At 53.0% G+C, this 20,585-nt stretch carries 22 protein-coding genes; 9 read left to right on the top strand and 13 right to left on the bottom strand.

The window, feature by feature from the left end; genetic code table 11:
- Nucleotides 1-9: 9 nt before the first annotated feature.
- From JJB07_RS06165 to JJB07_RS06105, 13 genes are all read right to left on the bottom strand, one after another.
- A complete protein-coding gene (locus JJB07_RS06165) occupies nucleotides 10-876 on the bottom strand; it encodes a hypothetical protein (protein ID WP_201632267.1) in 867 nt (288 codons plus the stop codon).
- Complete coding sequence (locus JJB07_RS06160) at nucleotides 877-1,416, bottom strand: hypothetical protein (RefSeq protein WP_201632266.1); 540 nt, start codon at nucleotides 1,414-1,416, stop codon at nucleotides 877-879.
- An 11-nt stretch (nucleotides 1,417-1,427) separates the two neighbouring features.
- Nucleotides 1,428-2,528, bottom strand: coding sequence for a baseplate J/gp47 family protein (locus JJB07_RS06155; RefSeq protein ID WP_201632265.1), 1,101 nt, complete (start codon nucleotides 2,526-2,528; stop codon nucleotides 1,428-1,430).
- Between the two features lie 6 nt (nucleotides 2,529-2,534).
- Entirely contained in the window at nucleotides 2,535-2,936 is a 402-nt protein-coding gene (locus tag JJB07_RS06150) for a contractile injection system sheath initiator (RefSeq protein WP_201632263.1), read from the bottom strand.
- A gap of 4 nt (nucleotides 2,937-2,940) precedes the next feature.
- The gene (locus JJB07_RS06145; RefSeq protein ID WP_201632260.1) at nucleotides 2,941-3,369 is read right to left on the bottom strand and encodes a phage baseplate assembly protein V; all 429 of its coding nucleotides are present in this window, start codon (nucleotides 3,367-3,369) and stop codon (nucleotides 2,941-2,943) included.
- A gap of 11 nt (nucleotides 3,370-3,380) precedes the next feature.
- A complete protein-coding gene (locus JJB07_RS06140) occupies nucleotides 3,381-4,505 on the bottom strand; it encodes a phage late control D family protein (protein ID WP_201632257.1) in 1,125 nt (374 codons plus the stop codon).
- A complete protein-coding gene (locus JJB07_RS06135; protein ID WP_201632255.1) occupies nucleotides 4,502-5,071 on the bottom strand; it encodes a LysM peptidoglycan-binding domain-containing protein in 570 nt (189 codons plus the stop codon). Before JJB07_RS06135 ends, JJB07_RS06140 begins: the two co-directional genes overlap by 4 nt.
- A 20-nt stretch (nucleotides 5,072-5,091) precedes the next feature.
- Complete coding sequence (locus JJB07_RS06130; RefSeq protein ID WP_201632253.1) at nucleotides 5,092-7,737, bottom strand: phage tail tape measure protein; 2,646 nt, start codon at nucleotides 7,735-7,737, stop codon at nucleotides 5,092-5,094.
- A 203-nt stretch (nucleotides 7,738-7,940) separates the two neighbouring features.
- Complete coding sequence (locus JJB07_RS06125; protein ID WP_201632251.1) at nucleotides 7,941-8,294, bottom strand: hypothetical protein; 354 nt, start codon at nucleotides 8,292-8,294, stop codon at nucleotides 7,941-7,943.
- 19 nt (nucleotides 8,295-8,313) lie between these two features.
- Nucleotides 8,314-8,745, bottom strand: a complete 432-nt coding sequence (locus JJB07_RS06120) for a hypothetical protein (protein WP_201632249.1) — start codon at nucleotides 8,743-8,745, stop codon at nucleotides 8,314-8,316.
- Nucleotides 8,746-8,776: 31 nt separating this feature from the next.
- The gene (locus JJB07_RS06115; RefSeq protein ID WP_201632247.1) at nucleotides 8,777-10,282 is read right to left on the bottom strand and encodes a phage tail sheath protein; all 1,506 of its coding nucleotides are present in this window, start codon (nucleotides 10,280-10,282) and stop codon (nucleotides 8,777-8,779) included.
- A gap of 15 nt (nucleotides 10,283-10,297) precedes the next feature.
- Complete coding sequence (locus tag JJB07_RS06110) at nucleotides 10,298-10,834, bottom strand: hypothetical protein (protein WP_201632244.1); 537 nt, start codon at nucleotides 10,832-10,834, stop codon at nucleotides 10,298-10,300.
- A gap of 305 nt (nucleotides 10,835-11,139) precedes the next feature.
- Nucleotides 11,140-11,583, bottom strand: coding sequence for an ArpU family phage packaging/lysis transcriptional regulator (locus JJB07_RS06105; RefSeq protein ID WP_201632241.1), 444 nt, complete (start codon nucleotides 11,581-11,583; stop codon nucleotides 11,140-11,142).
- A 135-nt stretch (nucleotides 11,584-11,718) separates the two neighbouring features.
- Between JJB07_RS06105 and JJB07_RS06100 the strand changes: the two genes are divergently transcribed.
- The 9 genes from JJB07_RS06100 to JJB07_RS06065 all read left to right on the top strand — a co-directional run bounded on the left by JJB07_RS06100 (nucleotide 11,719) and on the right by JJB07_RS06065 (nucleotide 20,563).
- On the top strand, nucleotides 11,719-12,141 hold the full coding sequence (locus JJB07_RS06100) for a helix-turn-helix domain-containing protein (protein WP_201632238.1): 423 nt from the start codon (nucleotides 11,719-11,721) through the stop codon (nucleotides 12,139-12,141).
- A gap of 1 nt (nucleotide 12,142) precedes the next feature.
- Entirely contained in the window at nucleotides 12,143-12,694 is a 552-nt protein-coding gene (locus JJB07_RS06095; RefSeq protein WP_201632236.1) for an ImmA/IrrE family metallo-endopeptidase, read from the top strand.
- Between the two features lie 106 nt (nucleotides 12,695-12,800).
- A complete protein-coding gene (locus JJB07_RS06090; protein ID WP_201632233.1) occupies nucleotides 12,801-14,507 on the top strand; it encodes a spore germination protein in 1,707 nt (568 codons plus the stop codon).
- Entirely contained in the window at nucleotides 14,455-15,585 is a 1,131-nt protein-coding gene (locus JJB07_RS06085; RefSeq protein ID WP_201632230.1) for a GerAB/ArcD/ProY family transporter, read from the top strand. Before JJB07_RS06090 ends, JJB07_RS06085 begins: the two co-directional genes overlap by 53 nt.
- Entirely contained in the window at nucleotides 15,554-16,795 is a 1,242-nt protein-coding gene (locus tag JJB07_RS06080) for a Ger(x)C family spore germination protein (RefSeq protein ID WP_201632228.1), read from the top strand. The genes JJB07_RS06085 and JJB07_RS06080 overlap by 32 nt, the downstream gene beginning before the upstream one ends.
- A 35-nt stretch (nucleotides 16,796-16,830) precedes the next feature.
- Nucleotides 16,831-17,031 carry a CLC_0170 family protein gene (locus JJB07_RS06075; protein ID WP_201632226.1) on the top strand — a complete coding sequence of 67 codons (201 nt, stop codon included), beginning with the start codon at nucleotides 16,831-16,833 and terminating at the stop codon, nucleotides 17,029-17,031.
- A 68-nt stretch (nucleotides 17,032-17,099) separates the two neighbouring features.
- Nucleotides 17,100-18,380 carry a spore germination protein gene (locus tag JJB07_RS06070; RefSeq protein WP_201632223.1) on the top strand — a complete coding sequence of 427 codons (1,281 nt, stop codon included), beginning with the start codon at nucleotides 17,100-17,102 and terminating at the stop codon, nucleotides 18,378-18,380.
- Between the two features lie 27 nt (nucleotides 18,381-18,407).
- Entirely contained in the window at nucleotides 18,408-19,484 is a 1,077-nt protein-coding gene (locus tag JJB07_RS23940) for a hypothetical protein (RefSeq protein WP_236587619.1), read from the top strand.
- Entirely contained in the window at nucleotides 19,457-20,563 is a 1,107-nt protein-coding gene (locus JJB07_RS06065) for a Ger(x)C family spore germination protein (RefSeq protein ID WP_236587817.1), read from the top strand. The genes JJB07_RS23940 and JJB07_RS06065 overlap by 28 nt, the downstream gene beginning before the upstream one ends.
- Nucleotides 20,564-20,585: the final 22 nt, after the last annotated feature.

Genomic DNA, 20,585 nt, shown 5'->3' with positions numbered 1-20,585 from the left:
GATCACTCCTTAGAGATAGGTTTGGGTCAAGTTGGAAACCAACCCGTTCGTTCCGTAGTTCACGGTCAGCGTGGCCGTATGACCTCCCGCCGTGGTCGTAATTTTCGAGATCTGGCCGTTCGTCCCATACGTGATCGAATTCGTGGCAATCGTTGCGTTGCTGTTGGTCGGGTCTGTCTCTTTCACCGTAGAAACCAGTCCGTTTATGCCATAGGTGACCGTCGTGGTTCGCGTGTCAGAACTCAATTCATAAGCCGGGTCGATTCGTACCGACCCATTACCGGTTCCTGCGCTAAGTGCCCCCATCGCCACCAAGGTCGGCAGTTGAAGCGACGGGACTTTCCCGTCTGCCCCCAGTGTGGCAACACCGTTGGCTTGTCCGAGCTGCGTGGTCGAAACGGCACCGGTGAAGGAAATCTGCGTACCCGACACTTTCAGCGGAACCAAATTCCGACGGTCCGTTACTTTGTCAGAAGACAGCGAAGTCACGTTGGCATCCACGGAGATCGCAAACAATTTCAGATAGCCGGGGTCAGCCCCCGGTTCGATCGGCGTGTCGGCGGGCACGCCTTTTTTTACTGTCATCACAGCGCGGGAGTTCACGTCGTCATGGCCGAGTTGGATGATGTCGATACGTTTTTGGGCATCGCCTTTGTCGATCATCAACGGGACGGGCAGCAAGTCGTCGTTGGCGATTCGGTAGCCGTCTACCCATGCGACACCACCCCCAATCGTGAGGGTCAACGGCGTCGGACCGAGCGTGAGCGGGAAGTCGGTCAGCGTAACAACGCCGTTGCCGAAAAAGTCCCGGTCGCGGTTCATGAAGTCATCCTTGGTGTACTTCACGTTGTTGTAAAACGAGATTGAGAGCGTCACTTAGATCCCTCCTTGGTGAACGAATGTAACGGTCGCACGGGCCGGTTTGGCCTGTTGGACCGCCATTTCCAGGTCATTTTTTTTATAGGTCACGCCTTCGGGGTTCTGCACTTGCACTTCGAACTCGAAGGGAGAACGATCGTTGAACATGAAATCGCCCATCGGCGTGACTCCCATCGTGAAGCTGTACGGCCCAAACTCGAGAATTACAGGTGCAGCTCCTGTGAAATTGCGTACGATGTCGGAGATCGCTTGCACGGTCGGACCGTTGGTGTAGATCGGGAGCACCGCCTGAATGCGTCGGCGATAATCTTCATCAGCCTCCAAATCTCGGCGGTACACACCCCAATCTTGACCGTGGCGATCCAAAGCCTCTCCGTTCGCCGTAAACATCGCGAATTGTCGTTGCAACTGCGTCTGCGCTGGATCAAGTTCGTCAAGCTTCGAACCAATGGCACCGAACAGTTGCCCCAGCAAGCTGTTCTCATCCTTGGAGAATACGTTGGAGAGGCGCTGAAGCAAGTTCTGCTGCTGTTTCATCTGCACACCTCCTATGGATACGGCGTGATGTCCAAGTTGCGGACAAGCGGCAATTGTTTGGACGTGAACAAAATATCTCCGCCGTCACCAGAAGCGACATCCCAGACGTTTTGGACACCCTCCACAGACAGAACGGTCCGGATCACTTGCGAGAGATACAGCGTGTGAGTAGAACCTCCGCCGATCCCGAGTTGTGCGACATAGTTTTTCACGGAGAGCTTCACGCGTTCAAGCGTCGCGTCTTGCGCATAACCCTCGTCGATCTGGACTTTGCAAGAGAGGTCGATGTATCGAGGCGTCGGCGGCATAACTTTTGCATCATCGGTGATGATGCGGCCCACATCGATGACCGCTTGTACTTCATTGATTAATTCCTGCGATGGCATCGTATTGTCATCGCCCACGATGTAGATGTCCACTGTACCGGGTCCTCGTTCAAACGGAACTACGGTTGCCAATTGGACGCCTTCCACGGTCAACGCGCTCTGTTCATACCAAGTCTTGGTCCCCTGCGCTTTGCTGGCCAAGGCCAGCAAGAGACGCTTCCGATATTCGTCGTCCTCTTCGATGTCAAATCCAAGCGTCCCTTGATCTGTGGAGAGAAGTTGCACGCTGTCGATGCCGGGGGTCGCAGAACCGATCAGCAACGGCGTATTCACCGCGATGTTGCCAATGCTGCCCGCTGTTCGACAAGTCGCTCTCACGGTGACGTTCAACGTACCGATTGGCAAAAAAGTCGTTTCATCGACCGTGAAGGTAATCGGTGCCAGTCCCGGTTGCGGCAAAGTGGTGACCACAGTGCCTTTGGGAATCACGATGTCTTGCGTAGGAGCTTGTTTTTTCGAAAACGTAAACACCCACACCGCTTGCGTCGGCTGTTTACGGGGAACGCCGAGGTCTTGTCCTTTGGCGTCGAGACCGCTTCCGGTCGCCGTAGAGATGTAGGCTTGGTTCTGTGCTTTGTCGATTGAGTACTGAATCTGGTCGGTCACCGAAGCGACGGTTGCCAAGATCTGATACACCACCGACGTCGGTGAAAAATCGGTCAACTTGCTTCCCTTCTCCTGCAGGTAGGAGATCATGGAAGCAAGACTTTGGCGAAATGTGGCCATCTCGTCTTACCTCCCTATGCGAACTGGTAGTTGGACTGCGCCTAGCCCCGCAACCGACGCGCGAACGGTCACATGCAAGAAGTTCGCCGCCACTTCGTCGACCGAAACCTCTTGGACACCCAGAATGCGGGAGTCGCGACTGACTTGTTCGGCTGCAAGACTTTGAATTTCCCTCTTCACAAGATCCGTAACCGGCTCGTCTACATATCTCGCCAAAGAGGTTCCGACATCGGTTCCCCACAGGTATGTGGATGGCACAGTCTGCAAACGGACGCGCATCGCTTGGTTCACGTTGTCCTCGACGCTGACGAGGTCGAGGGAACCGCTGATGGTCGAGACGAGATCGCCCGATTCATCCAGTCGCAAATCGGTGCCAAGCGGGTCAAAAACGGGCATGGAATCTGCCATGTGATCACCAACTTTGAGTAGAATTTTTACCTTGGATCGTCACCGTGCCGTCCGGTGCAATCAGAATGGAACTGCCGGATTTGTGTACAAACCCCACACTGCCAAACGGTGCGTCCGGCACCGACATCGCTTCGGAAAAAACAGCTCCGATGACGGTTCCGTGTTGAATGTCCCCCATGTCAAAAATCACTTTGACAGGTACTCCCTGCTCCGGCGGTGGAAGCACCAACCCGAACCCATTTCCCCCATAAGGTGTGGAAACACGCAACCAGCCGGTTTCAATCGAGTAGGGTTCGAGCATCACTTTTACTTTGCAGGGCGGAGTCGGATCAACCGACGTAACGATACCTTCCAAAACGAAAGATTTCGCGTTCATCATCTCGCGGACGATCCATTTGATCTGCTCCACCCAGTTCATCGTCGGACTGTACATGAACTCTCCTCCTAACTATCCCCGCCAAGCAATCGGGTGGAGATGCTGAGATTGGTCCGATAACCTTCTGTCTGGCTGAATGTGTGGGAAGCTTTGCGAATGTAGTAAAAATCGGACAAGACTTGCCCGACGCCATACAACGCAATCCGGGTCCCGACTCTCAACTGCGTATCTCCGGTGACGGTTACGCTGCCCACTAACTCCATCTCGGCCAACTGATCCACCAAGGCTTGGGCTCGCTGTTGAGCCTGCTCTTGCGTAAGACCTGCGAGGAAGTGCCGCTCCTGATACGTGCTGTCTGCACCCGGAAAGTCACGTTTGGCACTGGCGCTTACATGTTGGGATTGACTCGCGTTGTACGAATGCACGTCGATGGTCAGGTTCTTCGCTGCGTGCGGGTTGCGGGTGATGGAAAGTTCGAGCACATTTTGTCCCCAGGTATACGCCATAGGGTCTTGAGCCAACTGGTCGTGCAGCAAATTCTCCAAGGGTCCGAAATAGAGGAAGTCGTCAAGAACACAGACGATAAAACCCTCTTGCTCTGCCAACGAAGTCAGCAGGTCCCATTCCGCTTGGCTGTCATTGCTCATCTCGGCGGACTCGTCATTGGCGTACGTGCCGACGGTTGTGTACGTCTGCGCCACGCGAGGCTTGAGTCCGTGCTTCTCAGCCAGCATTTCCGCAATTTGCGATGAGGTGAGGTTCGGGAATTTCTCGTTGATTTTGTTGTCGAGAAATACAGCGACCATGTTCCGACCGCTCAAACTGACTGCCTCACCGCTGGACGAGAATTTCACTTCGATTGAATCTACAAGTCCGTACATGATCCGCGTCAGGTCTGACGGTTCCACATATGGTTTTGGATCGTGCTGGAAGCCTACGAAGATTTCAACCAAAAGCGTCCCTTGCACCAGCAATTCGGACGGTGTTTCAATCGAGTTCAGCAGGTAGGATGAGTCCGAATGCAGCGATTCCACGACTTGAAAAGGCAACTCCAAGTTGAAATCATCCGCTTGATTGACGGCGTTGAGGTTCACCATCCAAGAGTTGCACCACACGGTTTGTCCGTTGATGCGCACGAGGGAGCGAGGGACGGAAAACGTACGGCGGTTGCCGTGGTCTTGCACGTGGATCATCTTGGGATCACCAACTTCGTCCCCGGCTTGAGCTGATCCGGATTGTCCAAGTTGTTCGCATTGGCGATCTTCCGGTACAACCCGCCATCTCCATAAAAGCGCAACGCCAGTTTCCAAACCGAATCACCGTCGACGGCGGTGTAGATTTTCATGTCCTTCCAAGGCAGAGCATCCTTCATGGACAAAGGATCGCTGTACAGAATCGATTGGAAGTTTGCCACCAGTTCAAGCTCAATTTCATACGGGATTTCGTGTTTGGTGCGGTACGACCACTGAAACTTTTTGACGATGGCCCTGCGGTAAATCAAGTTGTCGATCCACAATTCTTGAACGTCGCCTTGGCGGCACATCTGATCGAGCGCTTGCACGTTGTCCCATGCTTTTTCGTACGAAAAAACGCCCGACCAGGTGATCGAGCGCTCTTGGGCGCCAAGCAATTGAACTTCCTTGAAACCGCCCGGAAATTGAAGAACGGAGAGCATTTGCTCTCCGCCCAGCGGAATTTCATCGGGTCGGGATTCCAAGTCAAACAGGACATGTCCCAGTTGCAACGTTTCGTATTGCAAAGTGACTTCCTCCTTCCTCCTTACATAGCGGAGATGTTCACACGCAAACCGGTATTGAGCATCTGGCCTCGCGAGGAAGCCCCCAGTTTGCGCATCACTTGGTCCGCGATCTCCTCCGATTTTTGATGTGGATGCGGATGGACGTGGACATGGATGTCACCTCCACCGCCTTGTGCGGACGGCAAGTTGGCAGCCAGTGCTTCACGACCGGGTCCTGTAACCTTCGACGCCATGTGCTTGCTGGCGTCGTGTACCATTTTGGCGTTGTCGGTCATCCCCAGCGCGAGCCCTTCGACGACGAATCGACCGTGCTCTTTCATGAGGCGAGATGGAGATGCGATCCCCAAAAACTTGCGGATCGGGCCCGGAATCGTCATGTCGACGAAATCGACCGCCTTTTGCATCAACCAATCTCCGAGCTTCTGGATCCCGCTCCATAAACCGTGTACAATGTCGGAGCCGATTTGCATCATCCGATCCGGCAAGCCTCTGAACCAGTTGACGACACCTTCGAAGTGCTCTGTGATCCACTTGCCGATCGAAGTCGCCACTTCACGAATGTTGCCAAAATTGTTCTGCCACGCCACCCAGAGGGCTCCGACAACGGCAATGACCCCGGCGATGATCAAACCGATCGGCCCGAGACCGATCAACCAAGCAGCTGCCATTTTGACAGCCCACAACGTCGTGCTCTTCCCAAGGTTCCCGAGGAAGCCCTCAAACAGCTTGAACGGAACGTTCATGGATTTTAGGCCTTGGGAAAGTTTCTGGAACGTACCTCCAAACGATGTGCCCATCAACGTAGCCGCGTGGCGGACGACATCGAAATGCATCGCCATCTGTTTGATTTGACCGAGGTCGATGCCTCCCGTAAGGCCTGCGCCAACGACTCCGCCGACAGCACCACTGAGCAAATTGCCGACGAGACCGCCGCCACGGCCACGACCACCTCGTCTCCTCCTGTTGCCTCCGGGCTGGTCCTGATGATCTTCATGCCCTTCTGGAGAATCGTTACGGTTCCGGTTTCTACGGTTTTTAAATTTTTGCAGCAAAGATTCTCGTTGCTGTCTGGGTTGAGACGTATCGTCGGTCGGGTTATTTCCACCGGTCTCCGGGGGCTCGCCCCCACCTCTTCGTCGACGTCCGGGTCTGTTCTTGATTGCACCGACAGCCCCTCCGCCCAAGTCCTTAATGGCAAGCAAGCTGGAAGCCAGTTTTCCGAAGACGAGCACAGCGCCGGAGATTGCCATCGTGGTCGCGATAATCGCAGCCACACCCTTCACGATACTAGGGTGTTCGTCCGTCATTTTGCGCACCCATTCAAGGAATTTGTTTACCCCTTCCAACAAGGGATTGAAGGCCTTGGCAAGAGCAATCAGACCGTCCGTTTTGAGGGTTTCTACGTTGTCCTTGAGTTTTTTGACTTGGCCTTGTGGAGAATCGTTATACTCTTTTTCCATTGCTTTGTAATCCGGCATGGAATCAAATCTCTTGGCCAAGACCTCTTGTTGACGCATCCCTTGGTCGCTCGCCAACAGTTGGGCCATGTTGCCGCCATCTTTGCCGAATACTGCCGTGTAGGTTTTCACCCGGGTATCCTGGTCCATGTTTTTCGTTTTGTCGTACAACGTTTTCATGAACCCTTGCAAATCGTCTCCTGTGCCGTCCTTGCCGTCACCGTCAAAGAACTTGGAGTAGCCTCTGTCATCGATCATGCCCAAACTTGCCAACGTCTTGTTCGCTTCGCTGGACTTGTCGGTTACTTGCTCCTTGACTTTCGGAAGGGCCGTGACCATCATGTCGGCGAGTTTTTCACCGGATTTGTCACCTGTCATTCCCATTTGGCTGGAAAGCGTCGCCATGTACATCGCATCACGGTCCGTTACACCCATCCCTTGGGAACTGGATTTGATCGATTTCAGCATGTCATTAAACTTGCTCGGATCGCCCGACTGCAGCATCAACGCTTTGTTGTAATCGTTCAGGAAATCGCTCATCTGTTGGGCCGAGTCCGTTTTCTTAAACATGGACGCCATCTCGAGAGCACTTTGCGCAGCGGCAACACTGTTGGTGCCGTTGGCAAATTCTTGAACGGAGGCAAATTGGCTGAGAGCCGGGAGAAAATCAGCCGCTTGCGCATCCGTCATGCCCTGTTTCACCATCAGGGACTCCATCTTGATCGCGTCTTTTTTGTTGTCCTGTTGATTCGCCGCGTATCCAAGATATCCCATCCCGGCCTCACTTGAACCCGTGGTGAGTTGGATGGTTTTCAAAGTCGTCAACTGACTGGTGGCCGCTTCCAACTGGTCCAATCCTTCAAAAGCTGCTTTTAAGCCGAATCCCTCAGAGATGTTGGCACGCAATTCGCTGAAGGAATCGGTGATTTTTTTGATCGATGAATTTCGGGCTTCCAATCGGTCCATCGCTTCTTGGAGACCATTTAACTGATTGCCTTTGCCAACTGCGATCAGTTTTTGCTGAAGTTCAGAGAACGCATCGTTTCTGGAAATCTCCTTCATGGCATCGTTCAATCCGTCGACTTCTACTTTGGACAATCCAAGGTACTCAAAGCTTTTGGTCAACTTTTTGATCTTGCTATCGACTTCCAGTACACTCGAATCGAAGTCTTTCAAACTAACCTTCTCGAACCAATCTTGAAACCCCATATGATACCTCCTTTCTTCTTGATAAAAGAAAAACCGCCCTTAGCGTGGGCGGTTTTCTTGTTCTGCTTCTTCGAATAATTCCAAAGCGGCGATCCTCATGTAGGCCGGCCAGTTTTTGGACTCTTCGATCGAAACATTACGCTGGGCAAGTGCCAGACATTGGATGAATGCCGGGGATTGCTTCAACGCATTGATCTGCGATCTTAGTCGTTTCCCTCTTGGTCGCCGTTCAGGGTTTCGAAGAGGCGTTTGATGCGGGTGTAATCCTTCGCTTTAAAATTGGACAGGAAGTCACGTACTTGCTCGTAGTTGCGAAGACGCGGCACATCCACACCGTCAATCTTGCTGATCGTGCGGACGATTAGGCAGTTTTGGAAAATGATCGCGCCGGAGCCGTTCGCTTCGAACACGTCGCCCAACTGGCCGGCGACGATCATCTCGTCACTGCCCAGCATCTCACGCATGTCTACGATGCGGCCGTCGCTCAGACGGACTTGGTTAAACGCCAGCTCTTGTGCTGCCGGTTGTTCTACGGATTGGGTCATGGTCTCGTGCATGGGTGTTGTTCCTCCTCAATTAGCCGCGAACTCGACGGTTGCAGGCGCCTTTGAATTCTTCCTTGATCTCGTCAGCTGCGTTGGCTGCGTCCGACTTGTAGCTGTGCAGAACGGTTTCCGGGTAGACCCAGACTTCGTTCGAACCGTCAAAATGCTTGATGGTTTCGATGACGGTAACTCGCGGTACAGACGTGCCGCTCAGCAGTGCATCGTCGAGGGTTTTGAAAAACTCGGAAACTTGGGTGTCTACCTTGCCGAGTTTGAAATCGAGCTCCCAGCCTTTGTAGACGACTTGATGGTGCTCACCGACATAGCCGAGCGGGTTGCGAGATTTGATTTCATGCTTTTGGGTTTTGGTGAAGCCGTCCACTTCAATGGTCATAACGGCTTTCCCATTGCCGGGGATCAGTTCGATACGGGCAGCAGAGCCTAAGATACGGTCTTTGGACATGGATAAGTCACTCCTTCAGTGAATTTTGAGACTAGTTTTGTTTGGTGACAACGACGCCGGACCCGATTTGGGTACGGAAGATCATGAAGCGGTTGACGTTGAGCAGTTTGACCGCATAGTCGCAGATCAGTCGGTTCTGCGCGATGCTTTGTGCCGGGTTGTTGGAAGCATCGCAAACGACTTTGTAGTCCACAATCATCTGTTCTGCCGGGTTAATCGGAGATTTCAGCGGGCGCAAAGCGTTATCTACGCTGTGATAGACTTGGCGCATCAGATCGTCGGTGATCGGTTGATCGACGAACAGACCGCCGACCGAGCTTACCAGTTGGTTGATGTAATCTTGCATGCGGCGAACGTAGATTTGCTGGTTGCCTTGATCCTGGGAGAGAGTCAAGGAACTGCGGATGCCCAGTTGACCGGACGGAGTTTGCACGCCAACCGGATTGACTCGAGATTGTACCAACTGCGTCAGTTCAGCCGGGCCGAGGATCAGTTCCGGGTCAGCGCCGAGGATACCGGAGATCGATTTGTTCCCCATGCTCAAATGCGGTTGGAGTTGGGCAAGAACACCTGCCACATAACCAAGCGGGGAAACGACGCGGGTCGAGCCGTCCACCTCTGCGATATTCACCCACGGATAGGTCGAGATCGCACGGTCAGAATCGAGATTCTGGGTGAGCGTCTGCAGCATGGAAACGGTGGTCCCGCGCGGGAAGGTGAGGAGCGCCATTCGCGGCAGACCCCCGTTTGCGGTGATCGATTCCGCATTCTCAATCAGTGCCTCGTTGACCGCTTCATCACCCTGTTCTGCGCAGATCACGAGATTGATCGGCGAATTGTCGAGTGCTTGGAGACCGGTTTTCTTGCCGTTGGTGTTGGTGCCGATGTAATCGGAAGCTACTGCGACAGCCCCGTTATCGCCTTGGCTCAGAGCAAACGTTCCATTTACCAACTTGCCCGTAGTGGCAGCCAAAACCTCAGCCTTGATCAACGAAGAGCGACCCTCTTCACCGAGTACAGATTCGATGAGCAAACCGCCCGCCACCGGAACGGTCGGCTCTTCCAACAGGAGGTTGTCCCACAGTTCCGATTCAGTCCCGACTTGTACGAACAGCTTGTACGTGCCGGTTTTCGTGCCGGGAGCTACAGTGACCAGAATGTCATCGCCCCAAGTACCAGGCGTTTTGGCATCCAATTTGAGGATCGATGCACCTTGATCATCTTTGATCGTGAGAGTTGCAGCACCGTCCGTGAGAGATGCGGCAGCGATTCGCACGACGTATACGTTGGCGTTGCCTTGCTGGAAAATACCGCGAGCCGCAACGGCGCCGGTCAAGTTCGATTCAACATCGCCAAACTTTTTCACCAGATCTTGATAGGAAGTCACGAGCATCGGTGTGTTCAGCGGACCGCGGGAGAACGTTCCGACAAGACCGATGTTACCGGTAGCAGTCGCCGTAGAGCCGTCCTCTACCGGGACGTTCAGGAAGTACTGATCATCGAGGATCAGGTTGTTGAGGTTGTTCACAAATTGCATAGTCGTCAACTCTCCTTATAGGGTGGATGGGTCGCTTTGGAGCGACAGATTTTTCAACAGATACGCGGTGGACACATCCAGTACTCTGGCGGTCACTTCAAACATCATGTCCCGCTGGTTGACTGCCGGGTCTGTGGGGGACTCCGATTGCCATTGGGAACGGAACATGGCCGTTTCCACATCTGAATTGCCGAGAACCAAGCGCGGGTTGGCGATCAAAAACTCCTCAATCTGCCAGCCGAGCGTCTTCAATTCGTCAGCCGTTGCGGTGAACAGGGATAACCGCAACTGATACACTTTGCGCATTTTCTCACGGTAGACCGTGGCCGTTACACCGTCCGGGTTGGGCACGGTAGCATGTACCGTCTCAGCCGAAGCGGCCCAGTGCCCGCGCTCTGTGACCAGCGTCACATAGAGCACCGGTTGGTTGCTTTCGACAGAGGTGTAAGTTGGATCAGGCCAGCCGGTCAGCACGTTTCGAACTCCCATCGGAGACACGATTTTGCGCAAAGCGTCCGTGATAGACACCATGGGGTCCGTTTGGATGCTCATCGAAACTCTCTCCTAACCACGCGGGATGAATGTGTGCGGGACATATGGGGACTACATCGTCCCCACCTCCTTTCCATAACAAAGCCGCCAGTTCGATGTGCCCTGGCGGCTTTTTGGTGTCTTGCTGTAGTGGTGTGGGGTTTTCGCGGTGTGTTGCTGTGCCTCATTTGGCCTAATATCATAGTATCACGGTCTAAGGAAACTAACCTGCCCCGTTACTGTCAATTCTCTGCCAGTTGTCTGCCACCCTGTTTTCGGGCAGAAAAAAACCGCCGTTCCCTCCCCGGCGGTTTCACTTCCTTCTATTAAATAGCTTCCTTGTACACCGCGACTCCCATCGCCAACGCGAGCTTCAGAAACGCCCGTGCCTTGACTCGGTAGTACTTGCGCTCGCTGAGGTTCAACTCGCCCCAGACGATGTAGTCGAGTGCGTCGTCGTCCTCCAAGTAGCGCATCTTCACAATCTGTTGCTCCATCTCGTTGAGCATCTCCACCGCGGCCCAGACGCTTTCGACCAAGGCGCGGCGGCGGCGTTCTTCGTCGACGTTTTTCTGGGCGATGCTTTCCGTGCTGGAGTGAAACGCGTTCGTTACAGAGGAAGGCGTGAGGCTGTAGCGAGCGGTCGTGCGGGCTTCTTGGCCCGGATGGTAGCCGATCTGCATGTACAATCTGCAAGATTCAAGCATCCCCTCTACGCGGGCGCGGGTCTTTTTCGTCTCGATGTTTTGTTCAGTCAGGTTTCTGGTCATGCTCGTCCACTCTCCTACTTCCTCACGGGCTTCCGTTGTAACGAAACTCGTTAGTGTTTGTTATACACATCATAATAACGCTTCCCGTTAGTGTCAAGATGTAATATACTAGGAGAGAGCAAAGGAGGTTCTCCAATGACCACGATCGCCAAACGCATCCGCGAACTGCGCAAGCAGAAAGGCTGGACGCAAAAAGATCTGGCCTACAAAAGCCATGTTTCCCCGCAAGTCGTCTCCAATTGGGAGCGGGAGTACTCGACGCCCGACACCGATGACATCGCCAACCTTGCGCAAGTATTTGCCGTGCCGGCCGACTATTTGCTGCTCGGAGGAGAGCGTTCCCTCCCGACGATTCCCTCTGATGAAGGCACACACGTCGTCAACCTCGCCCCCGAGGAGATGGCGATTCTGCAAGAGATGCGCAAACATCAAGGGTTTCAAGCTTTTTTCCATGACTTATCCCTCGCGCCGGAGGACAAGCTGCGCAAGTTAATTCGCATGTGGGACATTATCAAGGAAGACATTGAAAACGACAAAGACGAGGAGCCGGATCAATAACGTGAAATTCGCAGAACTCATCCCCGGCGGTCACGTCCCTTCGATGATGGAAGACCGCGCCAACCAACTTCTCACACGCTTTGACTTCCGCTATCCGGATCAGATCGACATCCAAGAAATCTGCGACTATTTCAAGATCAAAGTCCGTGCCTCCACCGAGCCCGACCTGACGTTCTCCGTCTGCACGGGCTTTCGCAAAGGCTTCATCTATATTCAAAAAGGCGTGGACTACCTCCACTTCAAAGAACTGTGCGGCGAGGAGTTCGCCCACCTCTACTTGCACACGATCTCCCAGACGGAGACGACCAAGCATCTGCATGCCAAGCAGGAGCGACAAGCGAAGGACTTCTCGACGTTCCTCTACATGCCGCTCAAAATGATGCAGGATGTCATGCTCTCCTACGACCAAGCGGTGGACGTCTCCACGCTCGCCGATGAGTTTCTCGTCTCGGAGGAGTTCGTGTACTACCGCCTGTCTCTGCTCTTCCCCGACCGGGTCGATGCCATCGCCCGCGCCAAGGGGCGATTCGGGTACGTCCAATGGCTGGAATAAACCAAGCACGCGAGCGCCTTCGCGTGCTTTTTTATGTGCAAGGGTTGAGTAAATTGTTGGGACTCTTGGGAGGCTAGAGGTAAGGATGGATACAGGAGGTGTCCTCATGGCGTTTTGGCTACGGACAAAAACCAAACAAAAACAGAAGCAAAAACAAAAACCATCAACCTCCCAAGTTCCCGATCAAATCTTGGAGCAGCACTCAGATAAACAGGTCACGCAGAAAATGGACGACACCATCGCCTTCATCCAAAGCGTGCTGGGCGACAACGATGATTTCACTCTTCGCCGTTTCCAAATCTTCGGGCAGCATCCGGCGGCGTTGCTTTTTTTTGACAGCTTGACCAACAAGACCACGCTCAACACCGAAATTCTCAAGCCTCTGATGCAAATTCCCGCTCACGGAAAGGAAGTCAAAACCTCCCCCACCGACCTCCAACAACTCTTGCAAAACGACATTCTCTACCAAGTCGAATCGCGCTTGGAAAGCAACGTGGCCGCCTTGGTCGATGGAATTTTGCGCGGGGAAGTGGTCGTGATCGCCGACGGGTGGGTGGAAGCGTTTCTGATCGGTTCACGATCTGTCGAAAAACGAGCCGTCGAGCAACCGCCAACCGAACAGGTCGTACGCGGGCCTCGGGAGGGGTTTATTGAAGCGTTGATGAGCAACCTCTCTCTGCTGCGCTACCGACTGCCGACCTCCGATTTGCGAATCAAGATGATGAACATCGGACGCATCACCAAATCAAAAGTGGCGATCTGCTACTTGGAGGGCATCGTCAACCCGGACCTCGTCACCGAAGTCCGCTCCCGACTGGAATCGATCGACATCGACGGGGTGCTCGACACCGGCTACCTAGAGCAGCTTATTGAAGACAACCACCTCTCCCCGTTTCCGCAAGTTCAGAACACGGAACGTCCCGACAAAGCGGTCGCCAACCTGCTGGAAGGCCGTGTGATCATCCTCTTGGACGGATCGCCGTTTGCGTTGATCTTGCCTTCGGTGTTCACCCAGTTTTATCAATCGATGGAGGACTACTCCGAGCGGTTTATCATGGGCAGTATGGTGCGGTTCGCCCGCTTGGTCGCTTTGGTTTTCTCACTGATCTTTCCCTCGCTGTACGTCTCGACGATCTCGTTCAACCCGGAGTTGATCCCGACCAAATTCGCCGTCGCCGTCGCGGGGGGACGTGCGGGAGTACCGTTTCCGGCCGTCATCGAGGTCTTGATTATGGAGATTTCAATGGAAGTGTTGCGCGAAGCCACGCTTCGAATGCCGCAACAAGTCGGCGGTGCGCTGTCGATCGTCGGCGTGCTCGTCATCGGGGAAGCGGCCGTCGCCGCCGGTTTCGTCAGTCCCATCACCGTCGTCGTCGTGGCGTTGACCACCATCGGCTCGTTTGCCACGCCTGCTTACAACGCGGCGATTGCGTTGCGTATGTTGCGTTTTCCGCTGATCATCTGCTCCGGAGTTTTCGGTCTCTACGGCGTCATGATCGGTCTCATCGTCATCATCAACCACATGCTTTCCCTGCGTTCGTTTGGCGTGCCGTACATCTCTCCCGTCGTCCCCGGCAACTTCCAAGGGATGAAAGACTCGTTGATTCGCGCTCCGCTTTGGTGGATGAAAAAACGACCCACGCAATTGCACACCCCAAACTCCAACCGTTTAGGGGAAAAAACCATCCAACAACTCAAAAAAGCGAATCACAACACGCTTGACCCGCTTAAAGTCGGAAACCAGAGGTGGAAGGAACCAGATGGAGTATCCTCGTCAGATAACAGCAATCCAAGCAGCGGCGATTCTGATTAGCTCCATCATCGGAGTCGGGCTTTTGCCCTTGCCTCGCTTCGCCGTGGACGCCGCCAATACGGGTGCTCCGTTGATCACGTTGCTCGGCATTGGGCTTGCCTCCTTCGGACTGTGGCTGATCACAAAACTCGGGATGCGCTTTCCCAACAAATCGATCGTCCGCTACAGCGAAGACATTTTAGGAAAATGGATCGCAGCCTTGGGAAGTCTTGCGATCATCCTTTTTTTTGCGATCTTGACATCGCTTGCCGCCCGAGAGTTTGGTGAAGTCGTCGTGTCTTCCGTTTTGCGTCGCACACCGCTTGAAGTGACGGTTGTCGTCATGCTGATCTTGGCGGCGGTGAACTCGCGCCATGACATCACGACGTTTACCTACATCCATCACTTCTATCTGCCGGTCTTGGTGGCGCCGGCGTTGGTGATCGTCGGCCTGTCGATGAAAAATTCCAATGTCATCAACTTGTTGCCGCTGTTGGGAAACAAGCCGGTTCTGCACACCATGACGTCCGGTGTCTTCACGATTGCGGCGCTTTTCCAAGGATTTTTCATCTACACGCTCGTCATCCCCGCGATGCGTCGACCGGAGCGAGCCATGAAAGCCAGCTTCTGGGGGATGTTGATTTCGGGAGGAATTTACCTGTTGATCGTCACGGCGACCGTCTCCGTCTTCGGCGCCCAAGAGATCAAGCTCCTGCTGTGGCCGACGCTTGAATTGGCGCGCACGACCTCCCTGCCTGCGAACATCCTTGAACGGTTGGATGCGCCGTTTCTGATCGTGTGGGTCATCGCGGTCTTCACCACGCTGTTCTCCAGTTACACCCTCATGATTCATTCAGCCAGCGAGTTGTTTCGCTTGCGGGATCACAAGATGTTTTCGTTTTTCACCTTGCCGTTTGTGTTTATGATGGCGATGTTACCCCAGAATGTCCTTCAGATGTACGCCATCATCAAAATCGTCGGGCAATGCGGGTTGGTGCTGACCATCGTCTATCCCCTGCTCTTGTTCTTGGTGGCGATGATCCGGAAAAAAAGGGGGGATCAGCAACATGAAGAGCAGCCTCTGGAGCAGACAGGGTAAAAAATTGCTGATCCTCCTGCTCCTCGTCCCTTTTTTCAGCGGTTGTTGGGATCGACTTGAGATCGAAGAACGTGCGAACGTGTTGGGGATTTCCATCGATGTGGAGGGGAAACAAGCGGAGCACGAAGAGGGCGAAATCTCGCATCTCAAAGGCCGCTTCCCAACCCCCACCAACAAAATGGTGCGCATCACCGCACAGATTGCCGTCCCGGGGCGCATTCCCTTGGGGCCTGGCGGTGGAGCAACCGGGGGAGGAGGCAGCGGAGATCAAAAACCGGTCTGGGTCGTCTCCGTTGTCGGACACACGTTAGACGATGCGATGATGAATCTCCAACAACAACTGGCAGACCGCGTGTTCCTAAGCCATCTGCGGGTGATCATCCTCTCCGAAGAGTACGCGCGCCAAGGCGTTGACAACGTCAACGAATACCTGCGCCGCAATCCGGAAGTGCGGCGTGCCGCTTGGATGTTCGTCTCCAAAGGCAGAGCTGCCGACACGATGCAGATCTCGCCGGAGTTGGAACGGGTGCCCGCCCTCTATCTCATGGCGACCTTGGATCATGCGGTGGCACTCGGCAAATTTCCGAACGATTTTCTCGGGATCTTCTGGAGCGCGACGTCCACCCTCGGCCAGCAACCGTACCTCCCGTACATCACGATCAAGGAAAAAAACAACATCCAGATCGCAGGCATGGCGTACTTTAAAGGATTCAGAATGGTCGGGATCGCCAAACCGTTGGAAATCGGCTTCTTCATGGCAGTGCAAGGCTTAAACCCCGGCGGTTACATGGCGAGCGTGCCCGTGCCGGGGTCGAACGAATCGGTCATGGTTCGCGCCGAACACCGCAAGTCGAAGATCAAAGTCGACTTGCAAAACGGACGCCCTCATGTGACCGTAAACGTCTACTACGAAGCCGGGCTGGACGAGAAATCGAGCTCGAACCTCCAAGTGGACAACTCCGAAATCCTGCAAAAAATCGAAGAGTCCGCCTCTCAGGGAGCCAAAAAGGCGATCGTCTCCCTGATCAAACAAACGCAAGAGGACGAAGCGGACATTTTTGGATTCGGTGAGCAAGTGCGGGGGAAAGAGTCGAAGTACTGGGATGAAAACATCCAAACCCAAGAGAAATGGTGCCGCATGTACAAGGACATCCCCGTTGACGTGACCGTCTCGTCCAAAATTCGCCGTGTCGGGATGACCGCCCGCTAAGCGCCCATACCTCGTGAAGAAAGGGTTCGCTCCCCATGACGCAACTCAGTTACCTCAATTACTTAGTGCTGCTGTTCGAAATCTGCGGGGTCCTGACTTTGGTGATCGACTCCAAAAAGTACAACCAGAAGCAGCAAACCAAAGAGGAAAAGCTCTCCCGCTTCTTCGGATGGACCAACATCGTGCTCGGTGTCGCCGCCTATGTCGGGAATTGGATGATGCAGAATATCATGTAGTAAAGGATGGTACGAAAAAAGAAGCGGGGGGCTCTCCCGCTTCTTGATCCTAAAGAGGTGATGGCTCCGTGCGTTTTGAAAGCTTGCAAAAAAATGAAGATTTCCTGACACGTGAGTTCGAAAAAAACAAGTTTACCATTTGCCTGTACTACTTCGCGTCCGTCTGCAACGAGGCGGATATCTTCAAGAAACTGATCTCGACCTTCTACAGAACCGAATCGGCCGCCGACTATGAAACGTATCTGAAATCGTTCCCAAACTGGTCGGTGCGGTCGAGCGAAGCCGAAGCGATCGAAAAAATGCTGGACGGTCACGTCATCATCTCGATCCATGAGCAAATGATTTCCGTCTCCATGAGAAACTTTATGTCTCGCTCCGTCGACGTATCGACGGATGAAAACATTTTGCAAGGTCCGAAAGACGGCCTCAGCGAAAACATCGAAACCTCTCTTAATTTGATTCGAAACCGATACAAACGTAAAACATTGCTTGTAGAAAGTCACTTTGTAGGCAACGATTCCAACATCAAATTGATCGTGCTGTTTGACGAAACTCTTGCTGAGACAACCACCCTTGCCACGTTAAAGGAAAAACTTTCACAACTCCAAATGACGATCTTACAATCAGCCGGACAACTGCAGAAAAACCTGATTCATAACAAATTCAACCTCTTCCCACTTTTTTTGACGACAGAGCGCCCTGACCGTGTCGTCAAAAATTTGGCTGAAGGTAAAATTGTCATCCTGCTGGAGGGTTCGTCTTGGGGGTTAATCGGGCCGGTCACGTTTTTTGATTTTTTCAAGTCGATGGATGACACCGTCCAAATGCCAATCATCGGTAAGTTCCTGCTAACCCTGCGTTACGTTGCGCTCTTGATCACACTGATCCTCCCGGCCTTGTACATTTCCATCATTTCGTACTCTCCCGATGTTTTGAAAGTTCAATTTGCACTTCTCGTTGCGGGCAGCCGGATGACCGTTCCGTTTCCCTCGTACATCGAGATCATGTTCATGTTGATTTTGACCGAATTTTTGATTGAAGCGAGCATTCGCCTCCCCAAAACGATCTCCCCCACAGCCACAACGGTCGGCGGCCTCATTTTGGGACAGGCTGCCACGGAAGCCGGTCTGGTGGCAAACGTCATGATCATCGTCATTTCTGTCGTGGCGATTTCCAACTTCGTGGTCCCCGTCAATGCGATGCATCAGGCGATCCGAATCATCCGATACCCTTTAATTCTACTGGCCAGTTTTCTGGGAACGATCGGAGTCGTGGTGGGTCTGCTGGCGCTCCTTGCCTATCTTTGCTCTCTGAGGAGTTTGGGCAAACCTTACATGAAGCTTCTCTAACAGAAAAAGGAAAAGCAGGTGATGCGTATGCTGAGCAGTCGGTACTACTACTTTCTCATGTATCTGAATTTCATCGTCTGCATCATCGAGTTTACCCCGAAACTGATCTATTCAGAGCGATATTCAAGCAGTCTGCCCAGCCTTCTCGTTGCGTTGCTGATAACGAGTGTGATGGTGATCGTCTTTGAAAGTCGAATGAATCGGTTTCCCGGAGCAACGATCGCCCAGATCATGACCGGTGCCTGTTCCAAAAGCTTGCAAAAAGCCCTGTTCCTCTGCAATCTCCTGCTCTCCTACTGGGTCGGCCTGATCTTTCTCGTTTCATTTGCACAGATCGCACACAAGTTTATCTCCCCTGATCTTTCAACAGGGCTCCTCTTTGGCGTTTTCCTTGTGTTGGTGGTGTTTTCATCGCTCCTTGATTCGAAGAGCATTTTGTTCATGGTCGAGATTGTCGTGTTGTTTCAAATCCCGTTTAGCGTCATCGTGTTCCTGATCTTCGCCTTCGACCCGGACATCCGATTTGATTTTATCCTGGAAGCCGCTTCGTACATCCGCAACTGGCCGAGCTATCAAATGATCGCGGCCGGAACTTTTTTATTCAATGGATATACGACTCGATTCGTTTTTCACGAACATCTCGTACAAAGCAACCCGAAGAAACGGCATGTTTTCGTCGTTGCGACGGGCCTCCTTCTCTTGTTGGCGTATTATTTGATCCCGGTCGGGTATCTGGGGCTGGCAGGAATCGGGCATGACGGCGATGTGTGGTTTACCACCACGTACAGCATGAAACTCACGTATTTCTTCATTGAACGGTTTCTCGTTGTCTTTCTCATGATGCAAATCGGTGTTTCCCTGATGTTTGTGATCGTCTGCTGGCATTCCTCACTCAAATTCCTTACCTTGGCGAACCTGATGAACGGAGGAAAACAAAAATGGATCTCGATCTCCGCATTTTTTTTTGGTTCCGTTTTGTTTTGGGTGTTTTTGGACGAAACGGCGATTCGAAACTCCTTCCGTTGGTTTCTAAACATCAAGCTTCCGTTCGAATTCGCCATGATGGGCGTCCTCGTATGGTGCGCTCGTCGAAAAGCAGAGTAAGGGTAGCCTGCGCCCTTGTCCTCTTCCTGCTGCTTCCGCTCTCCGGATGTGCCTTCGAAGATATTGACAGGCGCGCCTTTGTGACCTCCATCGGACTTGATCAATCGGAAGTGACCGGTAAAAAGTACAGTTTGATCCTCAAAATATCCCTTGCCAAAGGTGATCCCAAAACGATCGACAGTAATTTCACGCTGCTGAAGGTGAACTGCAATTCCATTTCAGAAGGACTCGACCATCTGAGGTCCATGAGCGACAAGAAGCTTGATTTTGGGTATGTCAAAGCACTGTTGTTTGGGGAGGGGGTCGCGAAACAGGAAATCCCTCTTGCCGTTGATTATTTTATGAGACGACCCGATATCCAGAAAATCGCCTATCTGGGAGTCGGAAAGCCAAACGCGTATGAGATGCTGAAATTCAAACCGAAGGAAGAGGCGGTCGCCGGCAGTTATTTGTTCTACACGTTTGAACGAAGCTGTACCCAATCCCCCTTTGTGTACGCGGTACCTCTCTATGACGCGTTCAGAAGAATCAACACCCCCGGACTCGACCTGACCTTGCCCGTCTTGGAACTTCAACAGGGGGTTCTGCAAATCAACAAAATCTCGTTGTTTGATAAGAAACGATGGCAAGAGGAACTCACGCCCGAAGAATCGAAACTTCTCAAGCTCCTCACAACCGGCATCCGCAATGATACGTTTACACTGAAGGCCAAGAACAGCACCTACTCCGTCTCGACTGAAAAAGGAAATACAACGTATCAACTGGTCGAGGGGAACGCATTCACGACGGCCATCCTGACGATCAAGATGCAGGGAGCTTTGGTCGAACGACTGGATGAGTCGGGAGTCGTAACAGAAGAAATGAAACACGCTTTGGAGAAACAAGCGGAAGATCAATTTCAAAAAAAAGTGAGCCGACTCCTCATCAAAATGAGAAACAAAAGCGTTGACCCTCTCGGCTTCGGCCTCCGCTATCGATCGAGACATCTGAATCACACGCAAGATCTCCAAACTTGGTCCACTGTCTATCCTCATCTAAAATTTCAGGTCCTCGCGAACTACAAACTCAATGAAAACTAAGCGTGCGGGAGAATTCAATCGA

Source organism: Tumebacillus amylolyticus (assembly GCF_016722965.1).
Lineage (GTDB): Bacteria > Bacillota > Bacilli > Tumebacillales > Tumebacillaceae > Tumebacillus > Tumebacillus amylolyticus.
Note: the sequence above shows the minus strand (reverse complement) of the source record. Positions and strands in the feature narration are given on the sequence as shown.

What these genes read in the sequence shown, in the direction of transcription:
- JJB07_RS06160 (WP_201632266.1), bottom strand. Translation starts at nt 1,416, where the DNA reads ATGAAACAGCAGCAGAACTTGCTTCAGCGCCTCTCCAACGTATTCTCC.
- JJB07_RS06155 (WP_201632265.1), bottom strand. Translation starts at nt 2,528, where the DNA reads ATGGCCACATTTCGCCAAAGTCTTGCTTCCATGATCTCCTACCTGCAG.
- JJB07_RS06150 (WP_201632263.1), bottom strand. Translation starts at nt 2,936, where the DNA reads ATGGCAGATTCCATGCCCGTTTTTGACCCGCTTGGCACCGATTTGCGA.
- JJB07_RS06145 (WP_201632260.1), bottom strand. Translation starts at nt 3,369, where the DNA reads ATGTACAGTCCGACGATGAACTGGGTGGAGCAGATCAAATGGATCGTC.
- JJB07_RS06140 (WP_201632257.1), bottom strand. Translation starts at nt 4,505, where the DNA reads ATGATCCACGTGCAAGACCACGGCAACCGCCGTACGTTTTCCGTCCCT.
- JJB07_RS06130 (WP_201632253.1), bottom strand. Translation starts at nt 7,737, where the DNA reads ATGGGGTTTCAAGATTGGTTCGAGAAGGTTAGTTTGAAAGACTTCGAT.
- JJB07_RS06125 (WP_201632251.1), bottom strand. Translation starts at nt 8,294, where the DNA reads ATGCACGAGACCATGACCCAATCCGTAGAACAACCGGCAGCACAAGAG.
- JJB07_RS06120 (WP_201632249.1), bottom strand. Translation starts at nt 8,745, where the DNA reads ATGTCCAAAGACCGTATCTTAGGCTCTGCTGCCCGTATCGAACTGATC.
- JJB07_RS06115 (WP_201632247.1), bottom strand. Translation starts at nt 10,282, where the DNA reads ATGCAATTTGTGAACAACCTCAACAACCTGATCCTCGATGATCAGTAC.
- JJB07_RS06110 (WP_201632244.1), bottom strand. Translation starts at nt 10,834, where the DNA reads ATGAGCATCCAAACGGACCCCATGGTGTCTATCACGGACGCTTTGCGC.
- JJB07_RS06105 (WP_201632241.1), bottom strand. Translation starts at nt 11,583, where the DNA reads ATGACCAGAAACCTGACTGAACAAAACATCGAGACGAAAAAGACCCGC.
- JJB07_RS06100 (WP_201632238.1), top strand. Translation starts at nt 11,719, where the DNA reads ATGACCACGATCGCCAAACGCATCCGCGAACTGCGCAAGCAGAAAGGC.
- JJB07_RS06090 (WP_201632233.1), top strand. Translation starts at nt 12,801, where the DNA reads ATGGCGTTTTGGCTACGGACAAAAACCAAACAAAAACAGAAGCAAAAA.
- JJB07_RS06085 (WP_201632230.1), top strand. Translation starts at nt 14,455, where the DNA reads ATGGAGTATCCTCGTCAGATAACAGCAATCCAAGCAGCGGCGATTCTG.
- JJB07_RS06080 (WP_201632228.1), top strand. Translation starts at nt 15,554, where the DNA reads ATGAAGAGCAGCCTCTGGAGCAGACAGGGTAAAAAATTGCTGATCCTC.
- JJB07_RS06075 (WP_201632226.1), top strand. Translation starts at nt 16,831, where the DNA reads ATGACGCAACTCAGTTACCTCAATTACTTAGTGCTGCTGTTCGAAATC.
- JJB07_RS23940 (WP_236587619.1), top strand. Translation starts at nt 18,408, where the DNA reads ATGCTGAGCAGTCGGTACTACTACTTTCTCATGTATCTGAATTTCATC.
- JJB07_RS06065 (WP_236587817.1), top strand. Translation starts at nt 19,457, where the DNA reads ATGGTGCGCTCGTCGAAAAGCAGAGTAAGGGTAGCCTGCGCCCTTGTC.